Raw genomic sequence first — 15,619 nt, 5'->3', positions numbered from 1 at the left:
TTAGAGATCTAACTCCGCTTTTACATTTGCTAAATAGGTTTGCGACACTGGCACTTCGGTGCCATTTTGCATCACTAATATAAGCTTGCGCCCGTCTTTTTTAGTATCTACCACCGCGTCTTTGGCAACCCACCAAGAACGATGTGTTTGAAAGCCGTCATAATGCTCCAGTTTCGCGAGCGCATCTTTAAAACGCATTAATAACAGGTGTTCACCTTTATCTGTTTTTACATTTAAGTAATGGTCGTCCATTTGCAAACAAATTAACTTGCCGCGTTTGGCAATCGGTAGCTCATTAATCAATGATTCGATTGGTTGGCTTTGAATGGTATCGACTTTTTCAGATTCAAGGGCCAGTTCTTCCGCACTTTGTTTAAGCAGTTGCTGTTGTTGCAACATTAGCGATTTAATTGAGCTTACACCTGCAATAATGCCACCAATAACCGTGCAATATAAAATCGACATAGGTAAAGATTGCAAATAGCTATTATCAAAATAGTTAAAAAAGAGATTAATAATAAAGGGCGCTAACAACCCCATTAAAACACTTGCTACTAATGTTGAAAGTACAAGTCGAACGGCTTTGTTGTTTATCCGCTCGGGTAAATTTCTTTCGAGTAGTTTTGACAAAAAGAACATTGTTGGCGAGTAAATTACGTAGCCAGTAAAGCACATCACACTCCAGAAAAACCCTGCATAAAAAATGTCAATTTGGTGCATACCAAATGGGCGAAGAAACGTTAAAAACAACACAAAAATAGCGACAACAACGGTATCAGTCGCTAAATCCCTTGCCTCTAAAAACTCTCTTATCGATTGATTATTAAAGTTAATTTCACGATTCGCCAATTGTACATCCTGCTTTTTTTATTATTTCACGAAGTAATGAACTCACTTTACGAAAGGTCAATTGAGCACTGAAAAAAATCGTCATATTGTGATTCCAACGAGCAAAATAACGCTCATTAAAAAACAATTTAATTAAGGAGATTCAATGAACTTTTTAACACTATCTACGCTTTCGTTAAGCCTTTTTATATTACCTGTATCTGCACAAACCGTGCAATTTAATATTGAAGGTATTCAACACGATAAGGGGAAGTTATACATCCAATTATTCAAAGGCGAAAACAACTTTAAAAAAGGTGAAGCACACAATGTTGCAATCGTGAATGCAAAAAAAGGGCAACTAACAGTGACTTTCAATGATGTTGAACCCGGTGACTATGCCATTCGCTACTTCCATGATGAAAACAATAACCAAGACTTCGACAACAATATGTTTGGTATGCCAATCGAAGGTTATGGCTTCTCAAATAATGCGCCGGTCAATTTTGGTCCGCCAAGCTACCAGCAAATGACCTTCATAGTATCAGATATTACCGTTATTAATTCATCAACTGTTAACTACTAAGGAGCGAAGTAATGCAAAGACGTGAAGCCTTAAAAAGTATGCTCGGTTTATCTGTTGCTGCAGTTGCTTGTAGCCCCTTTCCTGCGCTCGCAAATTTGGCGAGCGCAAATGAAGATATCATGGCGCAGTTTGCAACCAGTTTTGACAAGGCCGCTATTAATAACCCTAACTTAATTGGTTTAAAAAGCATGTCTGGTGATATTCCTTGGCAAAACTTAACCATTGAAGGGAAATTACCAAAAGCGCTTCGCGGCAATTTTTATCGTAATGGGCCTGCGGTGCATCAGCGTAATGGACAACGCTACACTCATCTTTTTGAAGGTGATGGCATGATCCAACACTTTAATTTTGCTGATACTGGCATTCAGCACCGTGCTAAATTTGTAAAAACCAACAAGTACACTCAAGAGCAAGCCGCAGATAAATTTTTATTCTCTGGACCAAATAGCAAGTTACCCGGCAGCTTGCCTGTCAATAAAACCGACATTATTAATGCTGCAAATACCAATATTATTCCGGTAAATGGCGAGCTATGGGCACTTTGGGAAGCGGGCTCTGCAACCGCAATAGATGCAAGTAGTTTGGACGCAAAAGGTCTTGTAAACCTTGGCGAAAACACTCGTTATGGTAATAGTTTAAAAGGGCTCGCCTTTTCAGCACACCCAAAAATTGAGGCGGACGGCACGATTTGGAATTTTGGCAGTACGATTACTGGTGACATCGTACTTTACCATCTTAATAACCGCGGAGTAACGCAAAAAGTAAACCTACTTAAAACCAATTACCGTGGCGGCATGCTACATGACTTTTTAATCACACAGAATAATATACTGATCATCTTACCCTCGCTTGATAGAGATAAAACCGATGAGCGGTTATTCAGTGCAGTTCGCTACAATAGCTCTCTGCCGATGAAGGTATTAGTCATTGACAAAAATACCTTAACACTGACGCGTGAATACCAAGTGGATACTGGCTTTGCCTTTCATTTTGGTAATGCGTGGGAAGACACCGATGGTACGATTCGCTTTGATGCCAGCCTTTATCCAAATTGTGAAAACTTACATCATATGAGTGATTTAATGCGTGGTAAAACGTCCAATGCAACGCCTGCCAATACTGTATTGTTCACACTTTATAAAAACGGCAGTACTCATAAACAAACCATTTCGGGGATTAGCGAATTTCCACGCGTGTACGACCACTTAACAGGGTTAAAAAATAATTTACTGGTGACATTATCATCAATACAAAGTGATGTATGGAGTGATAGTGTGCGCGTTATAAATGTGAATAATGGCAAGCAAGATACCTTTGTGTATGGCGAAGACTTTTTGGTTGAAGAGCATGTGATTGTTGATAACTCACAACAAGAAGGAAACGGTTATTTAATGGGCACAGCGCTTCATGTACCGTCAAAACGCACCTGCGTTAATATTTTTAAAATAGGTCATGTTAGTGATGGCCCAATTTGCCGCGCTTGGTTGGGGCAAGCCTTACCGCTTGGCTTTCATGGTAATTTTATGGCGGTTTAACAATTCTTGACAATGCTTTATGGTGAACTTATCTATAATTCACAACTCAAAACAGAGACTTATTTAAAAAGGACGCACCATGAAGCCATTGTTTTATTTATCACTGTTAGCGCTTTCAAGTTTAGCATCTGCCAACAGCCATTTACCTAATCATCGCCACATCGCAATTACAGGCTATGGTGAAACTACAGTTAAGCCAGATATCGCCGTTTTACATTTTTCGGTAGAGCACATAGATAAAAAAAGCGCAGAGGCGAAAGCTGAAGTAGATAAACGCTTTAATACCCTGTTAAAAGGTCTTAAAAAATACAACATTAGCGAAAAAGACATTGTCGCATCACGCATTGCGGTATCACCGCGATACGAGTATTCGCAGCAAGAGCGTAAACAACTGCATGTTGGCTACTCTGCAAGTCGCTCAATTCAAGTAACTGTGAACGATTTAACCATGCTTAGCGATGTGATGGATTTAGCGTTAAGCGTTGAAGTAAACCAAATTCAACGTGTTGAAATGGCATCGTCAAAAGAAGAACAGCTACAGCAAAAAGCTGTAGAACGCGCCATTGAAAATGCGAAAACCAATGGTGCAGCCCTCGCCAATTCATTTGGCGCAGCACTTGGCAAGGTTTACAGTATTAACGCGCAAAATTACGACCAAATTAAGCATTACGGAACAATGGAAAAAATGGGTAATGCACGCATGATGAGTGCTGACATGGGATCAGTTTCGCCCGGTACCTATTTACAAGATGATCTCACCTTTAAGGCGACAATTAATGTGGTGTTTGATTTAAAAGGTAAAAACTAATTAGAGGGTTAATAACAAACCTATTGCGAACACATTTAATACAGCAATCATTGCTAGAAAATAATGTGTTATCTAACGCTTAGGTTAGTTATAGTGGGCAGCGAATAATCGCTGCCCAAGGTTTTTAAATTACATGCGTAAATCCGATAAAAAATTAGATAACCAAATCCGCATCGCGCTTACTACACTTTGCGAAGAAACCCTTAAAGACTTAGCGGGGTTTTGCTGGGTTACGCACACAGTTAACTTTCAAAAATTTCCGCAAAGTTTGCAGATTACATGCGTTTTTGAAGACACAAATGCCTTATCCAATTTTACCAATAGCGAGCACTTGCTCTCAGTCCGCTCGCAAATAGCACAAACGCTTAAACAACTAAATATTAATACTGCTGCTATCAAAGAGTGTGTTACTTTCGTAACCAAACAGGATGCACCTTAGCGTCTGTTTACACCTATTAAATGGAGTTTTTATGATTAGATTATTACTTTGCCTTATCGCATTTTCGCCAATTACCTTATTTGCTAATCAAAATGTGATTAGTGTTGATCGCGTAGTACCACATAGTTTTGAACTGGCATTTCCAAACGAGCGCAACATCGAACCTGAATTAAGCGACTTCCATGTAAAAAACTTTGTGTTAATGAGCAACGAAAATGGTGAGCGATTCGCCGTAGTGACCATTCAAAACCTTGCCAATGGCTCGCGTACGCTCAATCATAAACATTTAATGGCACAAGTTAGCAATGGCGCGCGTATTCGCCCATTAGCATTTGAGCAAATGTTTAAAGACGATGAAACCTTATCGCTTACCATTCAATTTGGTGAAAGTAATTTTCCATTATTAACCGTTTATTCTCGTACTAAAGGCTAAACTCAAGGCGAACAATCGAGGCAAATAACATGATTACACGTAATAATGCAGGCTTAATTGTTGTTGATATTCAAGGAAAACTAGCAAGCCTAATGGCGGGCGGCGATGCCTATATTGAACATTGTTGCGCGCTTATCTCAGGCGCGAAAATTCTTAATCTTCCGATCATTTGGCTTGAACAAAACCCTGAAAAATTAGGTGCAACACACCCTAAAATAGCAAACTTACTGGCCGACATTACGCCCATCACAAAATACACCTTTGATGCCTTTCGCGAGCCCGTGTTTATGCAAACAATTGAGCACGAAAGTAAGGCTCATTGGCTGGTCTGTGGTATTGAAGCACATATTTGTGTTTATCAAACTTGCTCTAGTTTGCTGCTCAATAATTACCAAGTACACTTGGTGGGCGACTGTATTGCATCCCGTAAAGCTGAAAATAAACAGCTTGCCATCACTAAACTACAGCAATTAGGTGCACATGTTACGGGGCTTGAAATGAGCCTGTTTGAATTAGTGAAAGATTGCCGCGACGAGCACTTTAAAGCGATATTAAATTTAATTAAATAAGCTGAGCTTAGGTTAAATAATATTAGGACCTGTTGATCTTTGCTGTTCTATTTTTGTTCTTTTTGAGCGTGCTTTTATCGCGGCGCTTGATGTGTGGCCTAGCAATCTAAGCGAATATCGAGCAACAATGAGAAAAGTGCGCTCAAAAGAACCGTTCGGCAGCGCTTGATTGGCTTTTCTACTGTGTTATCGGCTGACTCACATAGAATAACTATGCCACGCAGCCTCTGCCTTGTATAAAACCCAATCAAACTGCTGTAAAAACGAACTTGAAAGGTCAACAGGCCCTAATGTTTCGTGTTGTTTAATCGCATGATTTACCTGAAACACGCGCTACTATGGTAAACTTGGCGCGTGTTTTATAAATAAAGTTGTTCCCTGCAATGATCCCGAATAAATATCAACGTTTTGTCTTTTCTTTTTTTATGGCACTGTTAATGTCATTTTTAATGTCGTTTGTTATTACCTTATTCAATGTTGGCTTTGTTGAGAATTTAATCTCGCTTTGGCTAAAAGCTTGGGGCTTTGCATTTGTTGTTGCATTTCCAACAGTTACCTTAGTTGCACCTGTTGTAAATAAACTCACCCGCCTTTTTGTTGCACAAGATTGATAAACAAAATTTAATTAAGTCATTTAAAAACATAATATTACAATCCATCACAATCGCTAGACTTGCGCTTTCATTTACGCCATTATTTCAACTTATTAACAAGAAAAATAAAGGACTAAAATGCAAGCGCCAGTATTTAAAGCGAGCCTAATTGCATCGAGCATTCTCTTACTCACAGCATGTGGTTCCGACGACAAACCCAATAAAGCACCAACTATTTCAAGCAATATTGCCGGTGCCTACCCAGAGCGTGGTGATGTTGCTATTGCCATTACACTTTCAGACAGTGACGGTAGCATTAAGTCGTCAAATGTCGTGCAAAGTAGCGGCCCAACGGTCGATTTCACATATACTAATGGAAATTTAAGCTTTACTGCGCCAGAAGTTGCCAGCGATAGCGCTGTCGGTTTTACCGTAACCGCAAGCGACAACGACGGTGCCCAATCAACGCTTAACATCAGCACCACCATTACCGATGTAAACCGCGCGCCAATTGCCGACGCGTCTCAAGTACAAGTTGAATTTAACCAAGCGCGAGAGTTTGATTTAGGCATTTCAGACCCTGATGGCGACACGGTACAAGTTGCAATTAAAACTGCGCCGCAACAAGGTGAATTAACGTTACTTGAAAACAACTTATTTTCTTATACGCCTAGCCTAAACAGTGCTGAAGACCAAGAGTTTGAAATCACCTTAAGCGATGGTGACCTTGAAACATCGCAGCTAGTCAGCATTCAATTAGTTGATACAAGTGCCCCTGTAATTGTGACCAAAACACCCGAATCAAACGCTCGTTTAGTCGCAGTTGATAGCAACATTACAATTTCATTCGACGATGTATTAGACGCAGCCAGTGTTACCACTAATGCAGATACACAATGTAGCGGCAGCATTCAGCTAAGTAACGATAACTTTGCCACTTGTGTTGCGCTTGACGTAAGCTCAGCAACAACTGATGCTACGCCAACTGTTTTAACCTTAAACCCAGCTCAAAGCCTTTCTGCATCAACTGATTACGTTATAAAAGTAACGGGTGATGTTGCCAACTTCCACGGCACGTCGCTTGTTGAACAAAGCTTTACATTTAAAACTGAAAACAGCGATCTGCTTATTTCAGAAGTGTCATCGTCAAAATACTGGGATGACAATCGTTGGGTAGAAGTTTATAACGGTACTGCCAGCCCTGTTTCACTTGCAGACTACCAAATTGTTGCCGAAAGCATTAACTATACCGATTGGAGTGATACCGGCGTAAGAGCTTTTGCACTTTCAGACAAAACCCTCGCACCGGGTGAATTTATTGTGCTGCAAGCAAAGCACGGTAACGGCTATTGGCAACAAAGTGTCGCTGAATCAGATCAGCTAATGTTAATTTCAGACGAATCAAATATTCACCCTGAATGGTACTACTCAGGCGGTTTTGTTGAATTACAAACGGTGTCTGGTACAACGGTAGATTTTGTTAGCTTTGGCGAAAATGCCTATCTGCCAACTGACGCAAGCCAATGGCAAGCAGGTAACAATGCCGCGCCAATGGAAGAAAACCTAGGTATGAGTGTTGTTCGTGCAGCGCTTGATAGCGATACAAACTCAGCGCAAGATTGGCAAGTAAGCTATTACATGACGCCGGGCGGACAAAATGACGTAAGCTGTAATACCGATGACGACAACGACGGCATTCCAGATTGTGCCGAACAAGAAGGCGCAACCTTTGCAGGCCTGCCACTTTATGAGTGGGGTGCTCGCGCAGGTGTAAGAGACATCTTTATCGAAGTCGACTACATGGAAAGTAATGACCCTGGTATTCAATTGCATCGCCAAGCATTAGATTCAGTTAAAGCGGCGTTTGCAGCGCAAAATATTGCAATGCATTTTGATGCCGGTGACTTATACCACCAAGCTGAAGGTATTTCGCCAGCCGACTATGATTTAGGCGGTGGTAACCAAGTTGATTTTTACGCGCAAACTAACTTTGCAGGTTCTGCAGAAGCACCAAGTATACTTGACCATAAAGTGAAAAATTTCGACATCAAACGTCGTCCTATTTTCCACTATATGTTAATGGCAAATAGCCAAGAAGAAGACGGCTCTGCGGGTTCTTCAGGTCTTGCTGAAATCAACGGTAATGACTTTATTATTTCTATGGGTAACTGGGGCTTTAGCCTAGAAACCGAAGTAGGCCGTAATATTGTGTACAACATGCAAGCCGGCACGATTATGCATGAGCTAGGTCACAACCTGGGTCTTCGCCATGGCGGTAACAACAACACCAATAATAAACCTAATCACCACAGCGTAATGAACTACTTATATCAATTAAGTGGTTTATCAACTATCGGTGAAAGCGAAGGTGACCGTTACCACCGTCGTTTCTTCTCTGGTAACAATAACTGTTTCCCAGAAGACGCACAATTAATTGATGGTTTTACCTCTGCACCAGAAGATTTCAAAATCAGCTACTCGCACGGTGTTAATGGCACAATTAACGAAGCTCAAATCGATGAGTCGCTTGGTTTAGTCAATGCGAATTCTGTTGCGGTTGATTTTGATTGTAACGGCAACAACAGCGACGTATTAACTAACTACGACTTAAACTTTGATGGCCAATTAAGTGCCGAGCTTAACGACTTTAACGAATGGGATAACTTAGTACTTAACTTTACTCGTTATTGGAGTGGCGCAAATGGTGGCGCTACGGTTTCATCAAATGAGCAACAAAAACCACAAAATGTTATGGACTCTGATCTACAAGAAGTTATTGTTGAGCAAGCGCCGTCTAAGGAGCTGTTAAAAATGATTTCGACTGCTGGTAAATAAGATGAAAAGAGTAACGATTACAATCTTGTTGTTACTCTTGGTGGGCTGCTTTAATAGCAGCTCGCCAGATTGGCAATTGACTAACACCGGCTTAAGTTATCAAAACGTTGCGGTAAATTTTGACGCGCAAACACTGGCAAATTGCAGTGATTGCAGATTCAAAAATACATCTCAACACTCGCCTCAAGGCCCTGTTAAATTTACCGGCCTCTACCAAAAAGATGCGTTAGTTGCTGCTTACGGAGAAAACGCACAATTAGAGGTTAAAATTCCAAACGATGCTGGGCGAACCGTGTTTAAAGTGTTGACTAAAAACAACGCGTGGAAATTAGAAAGTGAAAGCAACAGCTATATTTTGAGCGAAGGTGAAGTCACCAATGTTACCGTGTACGGTACTAATTACGTTATTTTACCGCTGAAACTCTCTAAGCAACGCATAAACTATATTTGGCTAAAGCAATAGGTTAGGGTTAAGTTGGCTAGTTAGTCTGAAACTAGCCAACAACGCACAACATATAAGTAAGGGGCATGTAATGAAAGTTTATTTATCAGGTGAAATCCACAGTGATTGGCGCGAACAAATTATTGCTGGCTGCCAAGCTAAAAGTCTCGATATTCAGTTTGTCTCACCAAACACAGATCACGAATCAAGCGACGCTGCAGGCGATTGCCTAGGCGAAGAAACTAACTCATTTTGGCGCGACCACAAATCAGCAAAAGTAAATGCAATACGTATTCAAAATGCCATTAAATCATGTGATTTAGCGATTATTCGCTTTGGTGATAAATACAAACAATGGAACGCCGCATTTGATGCAGGTTACTGCGCAGCCCTTGGCAAGCCCTACATTACGCTGCATAGCGAAGAAATTGTTCATGCATTAAAAGAAGTAGACGGCAGCGCGCAAGCGTGGGCTACATCACCATCACAAATTGTCGAAATTTTAGCGTACACGCTTAATTCATGAATTTAAGCCTGTTTGATCCAATCCAACTTGGATCAGTAACACTTAAAAATCGCATTGTTATGGCGCCTATGACGCGTTCGCGGGCGTCGCAACCAGGCAACATTCCTAACGACCTAATGGCAACCTATTATGCTCAGCGTGCAACTGCGGGTTTAATTATTAGTGAAGGAACGCCTATTTCAGCGGTAGCGCGCGGCTACTCGCTTACGCCGGGTATTTACACGGAACAGCAAATCGCTGGTTGGCGCAAAGTTACACATGCAGTACATGAGCGCGACGGCAAGATTTTTGCTCAGTTGTGGCACGTTGGCAGGCGTTCAAGTACAGCTATCGAAGGACTACAACCACTGGCGCCATCGGCAATAAAAGAACCCGACAAAGTTTACGGCCCGCTACCAAATGGCGGACTAGGCATGATAGACACCACAATGCCAAAAGCCATGGATTTAAGCGATATTCAAAACACGGTGAATGACTTTGTTATTGCTGCGAAAAACGCCATGCGAGCGGGATTCGATGGAGTAGAAATTCACGGCGCACACGGTTACTTGCTAGATCAATTTATGCGCCGTTATGCCAACACACGCGATGATAAATACGGTGGCTCAATTGAAAACCGTATTCGATTAACGGTTGATGTGTGCCAAGCTATGGCTAATGCTATTGGCAGCGACAAAGTGGGGCTGCGTATTTCGCCATTTGTTACCAGCAGCTTTCAACAGCATGACAGCGACATGCCAACCTTAACCCTAGCACTTTTAAAGGCGCTCGCACCAATCAAGCTCGCTTATTTGCACCTATCTGAAAATATTGGTAATTATCAGCCAATCACCGATACGTATCGCAAAAAAATACGCTCGCTTTACCCACATCCAATAATGTTGGCGGGCGGTTTAACGCAAGAGGTTGCAAACTGCTTTTTAAATAAAGGCATAGCTGACTTATTTGCTTTTGGTACAGCCTATATTTGTAACCCCGATTTAGTTGAGCGCATGCAGGGCAATATATCGCTAACGCAATTAGCCAATGATGCGCACAGTTCGTTTTATGGTGGCGGTAAAAAAGGCTATACCGACTACCCAACCAGTTGCAGTTTTGCACAAAAATCCGTACGCTAGCGCCTCTCTCATCAAAATGGAATTATGATGACTAAACACCTCATTACTTTACTCTTATTATGTAACCTGTTTGCCTGTGCTATGTCGCCTTTTAATAACGACATTAAACAAGGGCATTTTCGTATTGAAAATACCAGCTACGATAATAGCCAAGGCAGAAAAGAATACGTTTACCTAATGTGCTATAAGCACAAACCCGCTACTTGGGTTACTGCACGGCAATACCCTGCGGGCAAACACAATATTTGGGTAAAAGCGACTTACCAAGAGGCAAATAACCTCAACTCGTACCAAGTTGCATTCGCCAATTTCAACCTCACCTTGCCAGCTGGCGGAAACTATCAACTAGCACACACCATTCATGATGAGTCGATTTCAATTTGGTTGCAAGACATCAATACACTTAGCGCAAAATCAGAAGTGATTACTGCTAAATTAACTCGCAACAATATCGCAAACAGCACTAAACTTATTAATCAATGTAAGCAAGGAACTGTTTAACATGCAATTTGAATCCATTTCTCATCATGCAGCGGCCGATATCACCGCGCTCTTTACCCATGTTTTTAGCGATGCTGACGGCGCAAAAGCAGGGTTACAAATCGGTGAACTGACCGAGCGCATGCTTAGTGACTGCACAAGCGAAGAGCTGATAGGTTTTGTAGCAAAAGAGCACAATACGCTTTTTGCCGCAGTACTGTTTAGTAAATTATGGATTAGCAACCAGCCAAATCTTACCGCTGTGATCCTCTCGCCAATGGCGGTGGCATCGTCGCAACAAGGCAAAGGCATCGGGCAAGCACTCATAAACCACGCGCTTATGTATTTAAAAACACACAACGTGGATTTTGTTGTGACCTATGGCGACCCTAATTTTTACAGTAAAACGGGGTTTCAAGCGGTGGCTGATACTCAGTTAATTCCGCCCTTTTCACTGTCGTACCCTCATGGTTGGCAAGCGGTTGCACTTGGCGATAAACCACTTAGCGAACTAACTGGCGAAGTACGTTGTGTATTGCCTCTTAATCAGGCGTGTTATTGGTAATTTATGAAAACAATCGGTCTTTTAGGTGGCATGAGTTGGGAATCTACGCTCAATTACTACAAAGCCATTAACCAAGGTGTAAAAGCCGCCCTTGGCGGGCTTAATAGCGCAGAAATTTTACTTTATAGCGTAAATTTTGATCATATAGAAAAACTGCAACGAGCAGGCGAATGGCAAAAAATGGGCGACATGCTAGCAAAATCTGCGCAAGATTTAGAAGCAGCAGGTGCGCACTGCCTACTTATTTGCACCAACACCATGCATAAAGTAGCGCACCAAATTGAAGACAATATTTCCATTCCACTGCTGCATATTGCCGACGCCACCGCAGCACACTTGATACAAGATGATATATCCCGCGTTGGTTTGCTTGGCACCGCATTTACCATGGAACAAGGGTTTTATAAAAACCGCCTAACAGAAAAGTTTGGTATTCAAGTATTAGTGCCTAATGAAGAAGATCGCGACTGTGTACACCGTGTTATTTATAACGAACTCTGCCTTGGCGAAATCAATCCAGAGTCAAAAGAGCGTTACCTTGCAATAATCAATAAGCTTCACCGCCAAGGTGCGCAAGCGATAATTCTTGGCTGTACTGAAATCGCATTATTAGTATCACAAAACGATACGGAGATTCCCCTTTACGACACCACAGGCATTCATGCCGATGCCGCAGTGAAGTTTGCACTTAAAAACTAGTCTTTTAAGTGCAATATTCTGTTTTACAAAAACTCAATTATTGATGTTTACCAACCTGCCAACCATTGTGTGTTAGGTGTTCTTTTCCTGCGGCAACAGCGCCTGCTTCCATGGTGGTCCCCATGCTGTCGTTCCAGCGGTTTAAATAACCAAACAGTGATATTACGCCCAAAATTTCAACCACTTCGCCATCATCCCAATGTTCTTTTAAATTTGCCGAAATTGCATCATCAACCGCATTAGGCACGCTTGATGCTGCTAAGGCAAATTCAAACGCCGCTTTTTCAGCATCACTGTATAAATCGGATGTTCTAAATTGCCAAATATGCTTTAAACGTTCATCGCTACCGCCATAACGCTCAGCGGCTAAAATTGTATGTGCTTCGCAGTAACGACACCCAGTATTTGCGCTGGTGATGTAACCAATTAAACGCTTTTGCTCTGCTGTTACGCGCCCATCATTTGCCATTACCGCTTTGTTTAAATTAATAAATGCCCGGGCTATTTCTGGGCGAATTTGCATGGTTAATACGCTATTTGGGCAAAAGCCTAAGGTTTCGTTAAAGAACTTTGCAAGCTCTGCCACTTCGCTATCGTGATCGGGTGATAAGGGGGTTACTAACGCCATGCTATTTCTCCTGTTGATTATATTTATGTTGCATATGCAACATAAATATAATCAAGCCACTAAACCATGTCTAGTTTTTGTACATACTTATTTCTCAGTGTTTCACATCGGTTAAATATGCTATTTTGCAGCCAGTACCGTGCCTAAATATAAAAATCAATAACGCGCTATGACAACAAACAAACGCCAAACGTCTTTTTCATTAAGCAGTAAAACCAATGACGCGCTTGATCTCTATCAGCAGGTTCCCTACCGCATTGCAACCGCCAGTAATTTACTGGTACTCGATAGAGACGCCTATGTAAAACAAATTACCGACCTAGACACCCGAGCAATTCGCGTACTGTTAAATGTTGGCTCGTATGGGCCAATTAATGCGGCCGATATTGCCTATCAAACGCGCTTAGACCCCTACTCGGTAACCCGTGCGATTAACGGCTTGCTAAAAAAAGGGCTAATTTTAGCGTCGAACGACCATCAAAAAAGCCGCAGTAAACTGGTTGAAATCAGTGACAATGGCAAACCGATTTACCAAAAAATTTCTGACTACATGGCTAAGCGTTGCGATGCTGTATTAGCAGGCATTAGCGAAACGGAACAAGCAACGCTAATGATGTTGTTAGAAAAAATAGAGCTAAATACCGAGAAAATGCTGGCAGACAATGCCGACACAGTTGCGAAGCAAGGCGGCACCCCCACGCGCGACCAAAGTGAACAAATTCGTTGGTTTAAACGCACACAAAAGCAATCAAAATAAAGTAATTCCATAAGGAAATACCATGATCCGACTCGCTAACAAGGATGATTTGGCAGGTGTATTAACGCTCTATAACGAATTGCGACCAAGCGACCCTGCGTTGCCCGATTCACTTGCCATTGAGCGCTGGCAACAAATAATTAGTGACGACAGAACCCATATAGTGGTTGCTGATATTAATGGCACGCTTGCAGCTACATGTGCGCTCAGTATCAATTTAAGCATTGCCGTTGGCGCGCGCCCGTTTGGTTTAATTGAACATGTTGTAACGCGCCGCGATTTTCGCCGCCAAGGGTTGAGCCAGCAAGTACTCAGTTATGCAATTGATTTAGCATGGCAGTTAAACTGCTACAAAGTCATGCTGCTGTCTGGCGCAAAGCTAAATGGTGCCCATAAAGTGTATAGCGCAGTCGGATTCAACGGCGACAGAGAACGTGGCTTTGTTATTAAAGCACCCGATATTGCAGCGCAAAATAATTAATCAGCTCTTTAATCAAGATCACAGTTTAAACCCTTTGCTTAGCTGTAAGCACGCAGCATCAAGCAAATTTTTACACTTAACACACATTTAAATAAAACCGCTGCCTTACGTAATCCAACGTTTCGCGCCATTAAGTAATGCCCATAAATACACGCAAAACTTAACGTTGTAAGCGCAAAGCTATACTGATAATCTACTGAAATAATTAAATAAAAAATAATTAGTCTGCAAATTTTTAAGGAGAAGAGATGAACCCTGCAATTAAAGGATTAGGCGAAACAGTACTTAGAGTGCGCGACTTAGAAAGTATGAAAGAGTTCTACGCCAACATTATTGGTCTTGAACTAATTAAAGAATTTCCCAAAGTAGCATTTTTTAAAATTGCAGAGGGCTTTGGTGGTCATACACAAGTAATCGGCTTATTTGCCGAAGAGTTGCCTAGAGCATTTGCCAATGACAATACCTCAACCATTGAACCAGCGTGTTCAAGCCTGCATCATTTTGCATTAGAAATTTCATCAGAAGATTACTTAGCCGAAAAAACAAGGCTAGAAAATGCCGGCTTAGAAGTAATAACCGCAGAACATCAATGGTGTCAGTGGCGCTCAATTTACGTAAAAGACCCTGAGAATAATGTTGTAGAATTAGTGTGTTACGATAAATCCGTAGTGTAAAAAACATAACAAGGGCCGTTGGCGTTACTTTTACCTCGCTGCATAATTCAAACAGTACCGTTCTGCCATTTTTTATTACAAGCTTTCGTAAAGACCCTTACTTATTGGAAGGCGCTAAGTTGCTAATACAACAAGGCGCAAACCTAAATGCCCAAACAAAGGCTGGCGATACCGCATTAATACTTGCTGGCTGGAGCACCAACAATTTTGAATTAGTAAAATTACTGGTATCAAACGGTGCTGATGTAAATATCGCGAATAATAACGGTGACACACCCACCATTGATGCCGCCTACTTAGGCAAAATTGATAATTTGCGTTATTTACTTAATAACGGTGCCGAAACATCACGCAAAAATAAGCGTGGCAACACCGCGTTAGACGTCGCTAAAAACAAAAACAATAAATTGGCGATTGCATTATTAAGTGCTGAGTTGCCGCAGTAGTAAAACGCGTTTTATATAAGCAAGCTCGATACGTTGAGCATTTTGATCAAGAAGGCAACTTGCGTAACACCACACTTGGTTAAATCAACTAACTGGCATTTGTAATACCTTGTTATAGTTAAATAAACCCACCCCCATATAATACTAAAGGTGCCTTTTAAGGGGCTGTTTTATGAT

General features: G+C 41.5%; 20 protein-coding genes. 18 read left to right on the top strand and 2 right to left on the bottom strand.

Translation table 11 applies throughout. From position 1 onward, the window contains the following. The gene (locus ACXAFE_RS19615; protein ID WP_475156821.1) at nt 1-849 is read right to left on the bottom strand and encodes a LytTR family DNA-binding domain-containing protein; all 849 of its coding nucleotides are present in this window, start codon (nt 847-849) and stop codon (nt 1-3) included. A 145-nt stretch (nt 850-994) separates the two neighbouring features. Here ACXAFE_RS19615 and ACXAFE_RS19610 point away from each other — a divergent pair, with 145 nt between their 5' ends. From ACXAFE_RS19610 to ACXAFE_RS19545, 14 genes are all read left to right on the top strand, one after another. Beyond that, complete coding sequence (locus tag ACXAFE_RS19610) at nt 995-1,414, top strand: DUF2141 domain-containing protein (RefSeq protein ID WP_475156817.1); 420 nt, start codon at nt 995-997, stop codon at nt 1,412-1,414. Between the two features lie 11 nt (nt 1,415-1,425). Further along, nucleotides 1,426-2,949 carry a carotenoid oxygenase family protein gene (locus ACXAFE_RS19605; RefSeq protein ID WP_475156815.1) on the top strand — a complete coding sequence of 508 codons (1,524 nt, stop codon included), beginning with the start codon at nt 1,426-1,428 and terminating at the stop codon, nt 2,947-2,949. Between the two features lie 79 nt (nt 2,950-3,028). Further along, the gene (locus tag ACXAFE_RS19600; RefSeq protein ID WP_475156811.1) at nt 3,029-3,757 is read left to right on the top strand and encodes an SIMPL domain-containing protein; all 729 of its coding nucleotides are present in this window, start codon (nt 3,029-3,031) and stop codon (nt 3,755-3,757) included. A gap of 133 nt (nt 3,758-3,890) precedes the next feature. Then, on the top strand, nt 3,891-4,196 hold the full coding sequence (locus ACXAFE_RS19595; RefSeq protein WP_475156807.1) for a Fis family transcriptional regulator: 306 nt from the start codon (nt 3,891-3,893) through the stop codon (nt 4,194-4,196). Between the two features lie 31 nt (nt 4,197-4,227). Further along, on the top strand, nt 4,228-4,629 hold the full coding sequence (locus tag ACXAFE_RS19590) for a hypothetical protein (protein WP_237131485.1): 402 nt from the start codon (nt 4,228-4,230) through the stop codon (nt 4,627-4,629). Between the two features lie 29 nt (nt 4,630-4,658). Then, nucleotides 4,659-5,198, top strand: coding sequence for an isochorismatase family protein (locus ACXAFE_RS19585; protein ID WP_475156802.1), 540 nt, complete (start codon nt 4,659-4,661; stop codon nt 5,196-5,198). Nucleotides 5,199-5,581: 383 nt separating this feature from the next. Next, the gene (locus ACXAFE_RS19580) at nt 5,582-5,809 is read left to right on the top strand and encodes a DUF2798 domain-containing protein (RefSeq protein WP_475156800.1); all 228 of its coding nucleotides are present in this window, start codon (nt 5,582-5,584) and stop codon (nt 5,807-5,809) included. Between the two features lie 120 nt (nt 5,810-5,929). Beyond that, nucleotides 5,930-8,626, top strand: coding sequence for an Ig-like domain-containing protein (locus ACXAFE_RS19575; RefSeq protein ID WP_475156795.1), 2,697 nt, complete (start codon nt 5,930-5,932; stop codon nt 8,624-8,626). 1 nt (nt 8,627) lies between these two features. Further along, the gene (locus ACXAFE_RS19570; RefSeq protein ID WP_475156793.1) at nt 8,628-9,089 is read left to right on the top strand and encodes a hypothetical protein; all 462 of its coding nucleotides are present in this window, start codon (nt 8,628-8,630) and stop codon (nt 9,087-9,089) included. 70 nt (nt 9,090-9,159) lie between these two features. Next, the gene (locus ACXAFE_RS19565) at nt 9,160-9,594 is read left to right on the top strand and encodes a YtoQ family protein (RefSeq protein ID WP_475156791.1); all 435 of its coding nucleotides are present in this window, start codon (nt 9,160-9,162) and stop codon (nt 9,592-9,594) included. Beyond that, nucleotides 9,591-10,712 (top strand): alkene reductase, encoded by a 1,122-nt coding sequence (locus ACXAFE_RS19560; protein ID WP_475156789.1) that lies wholly within the window; start codon nt 9,591-9,593, stop codon nt 10,710-10,712. Before ACXAFE_RS19565 ends, ACXAFE_RS19560 begins: the two co-directional genes overlap by 4 nt. Before the next feature lie 27 nt (nt 10,713-10,739). After that, on the top strand, nt 10,740-11,213 hold the full coding sequence (locus ACXAFE_RS19555; protein WP_475156786.1) for a hypothetical protein: 474 nt from the start codon (nt 10,740-10,742) through the stop codon (nt 11,211-11,213). 1 nt (nt 11,214) lies between these two features. After that, complete coding sequence (locus ACXAFE_RS19550; RefSeq protein WP_475156784.1) at nt 11,215-11,757, top strand: GNAT family N-acetyltransferase; 543 nt, start codon at nt 11,215-11,217, stop codon at nt 11,755-11,757. A gap of 3 nt (nt 11,758-11,760) precedes the next feature. After that, complete coding sequence (locus ACXAFE_RS19545; protein WP_475156779.1) at nt 11,761-12,456, top strand: aspartate/glutamate racemase family protein; 696 nt, start codon at nt 11,761-11,763, stop codon at nt 12,454-12,456. Nucleotides 12,457-12,493: 37 nt separating this feature from the next. Here the strand turns inward: ACXAFE_RS19545 and ACXAFE_RS19540 are convergent, their stop codons facing one another. Further along, nucleotides 12,494-13,084 carry a carboxymuconolactone decarboxylase family protein gene (locus ACXAFE_RS19540; RefSeq protein ID WP_336436238.1) on the bottom strand — a complete coding sequence of 197 codons (591 nt, stop codon included), beginning with the start codon at nt 13,082-13,084 and terminating at the stop codon, nt 12,494-12,496. A gap of 169 nt (nt 13,085-13,253) precedes the next feature. Here ACXAFE_RS19540 and ACXAFE_RS19535 point away from each other — a divergent pair, with 169 nt between their 5' ends. The 4 genes from ACXAFE_RS19535 (at nt 13,254) to ACXAFE_RS19520 (ending at nt 15,442) form a co-directional block, all read left to right on the top strand. After that, the gene (locus ACXAFE_RS19535; protein ID WP_475156768.1) at nt 13,254-13,841 is read left to right on the top strand and encodes a MarR family winged helix-turn-helix transcriptional regulator; all 588 of its coding nucleotides are present in this window, start codon (nt 13,254-13,256) and stop codon (nt 13,839-13,841) included. A 22-nt stretch (nt 13,842-13,863) separates the two neighbouring features. Beyond that, a complete protein-coding gene (locus ACXAFE_RS19530; protein ID WP_475156765.1) occupies nt 13,864-14,322 on the top strand; it encodes a GNAT family N-acetyltransferase in 459 nt (152 codons plus the stop codon). 248 nt (nt 14,323-14,570) lie between these two features. Beyond that, entirely contained in the window at nt 14,571-14,996 is a 426-nt protein-coding gene (locus ACXAFE_RS19525) for a VOC family protein (protein ID WP_475156762.1), read from the top strand. 119 nt (nt 14,997-15,115) lie between these two features. After that, complete coding sequence (locus tag ACXAFE_RS19520) at nt 15,116-15,442, top strand: ankyrin repeat domain-containing protein (RefSeq protein ID WP_475156759.1); 327 nt, start codon at nt 15,116-15,118, stop codon at nt 15,440-15,442. Nucleotides 15,443-15,619 lie beyond the last annotated feature (177 nt).

It is taken from the genome of Pseudoalteromonas sp. ABV4_021 (genome assembly GCF_056159365.1).
The sequence above is the reverse complement of the archived record's forward strand: the minus strand, read 5'-3'. Positions and strand labels throughout refer to the sequence as shown.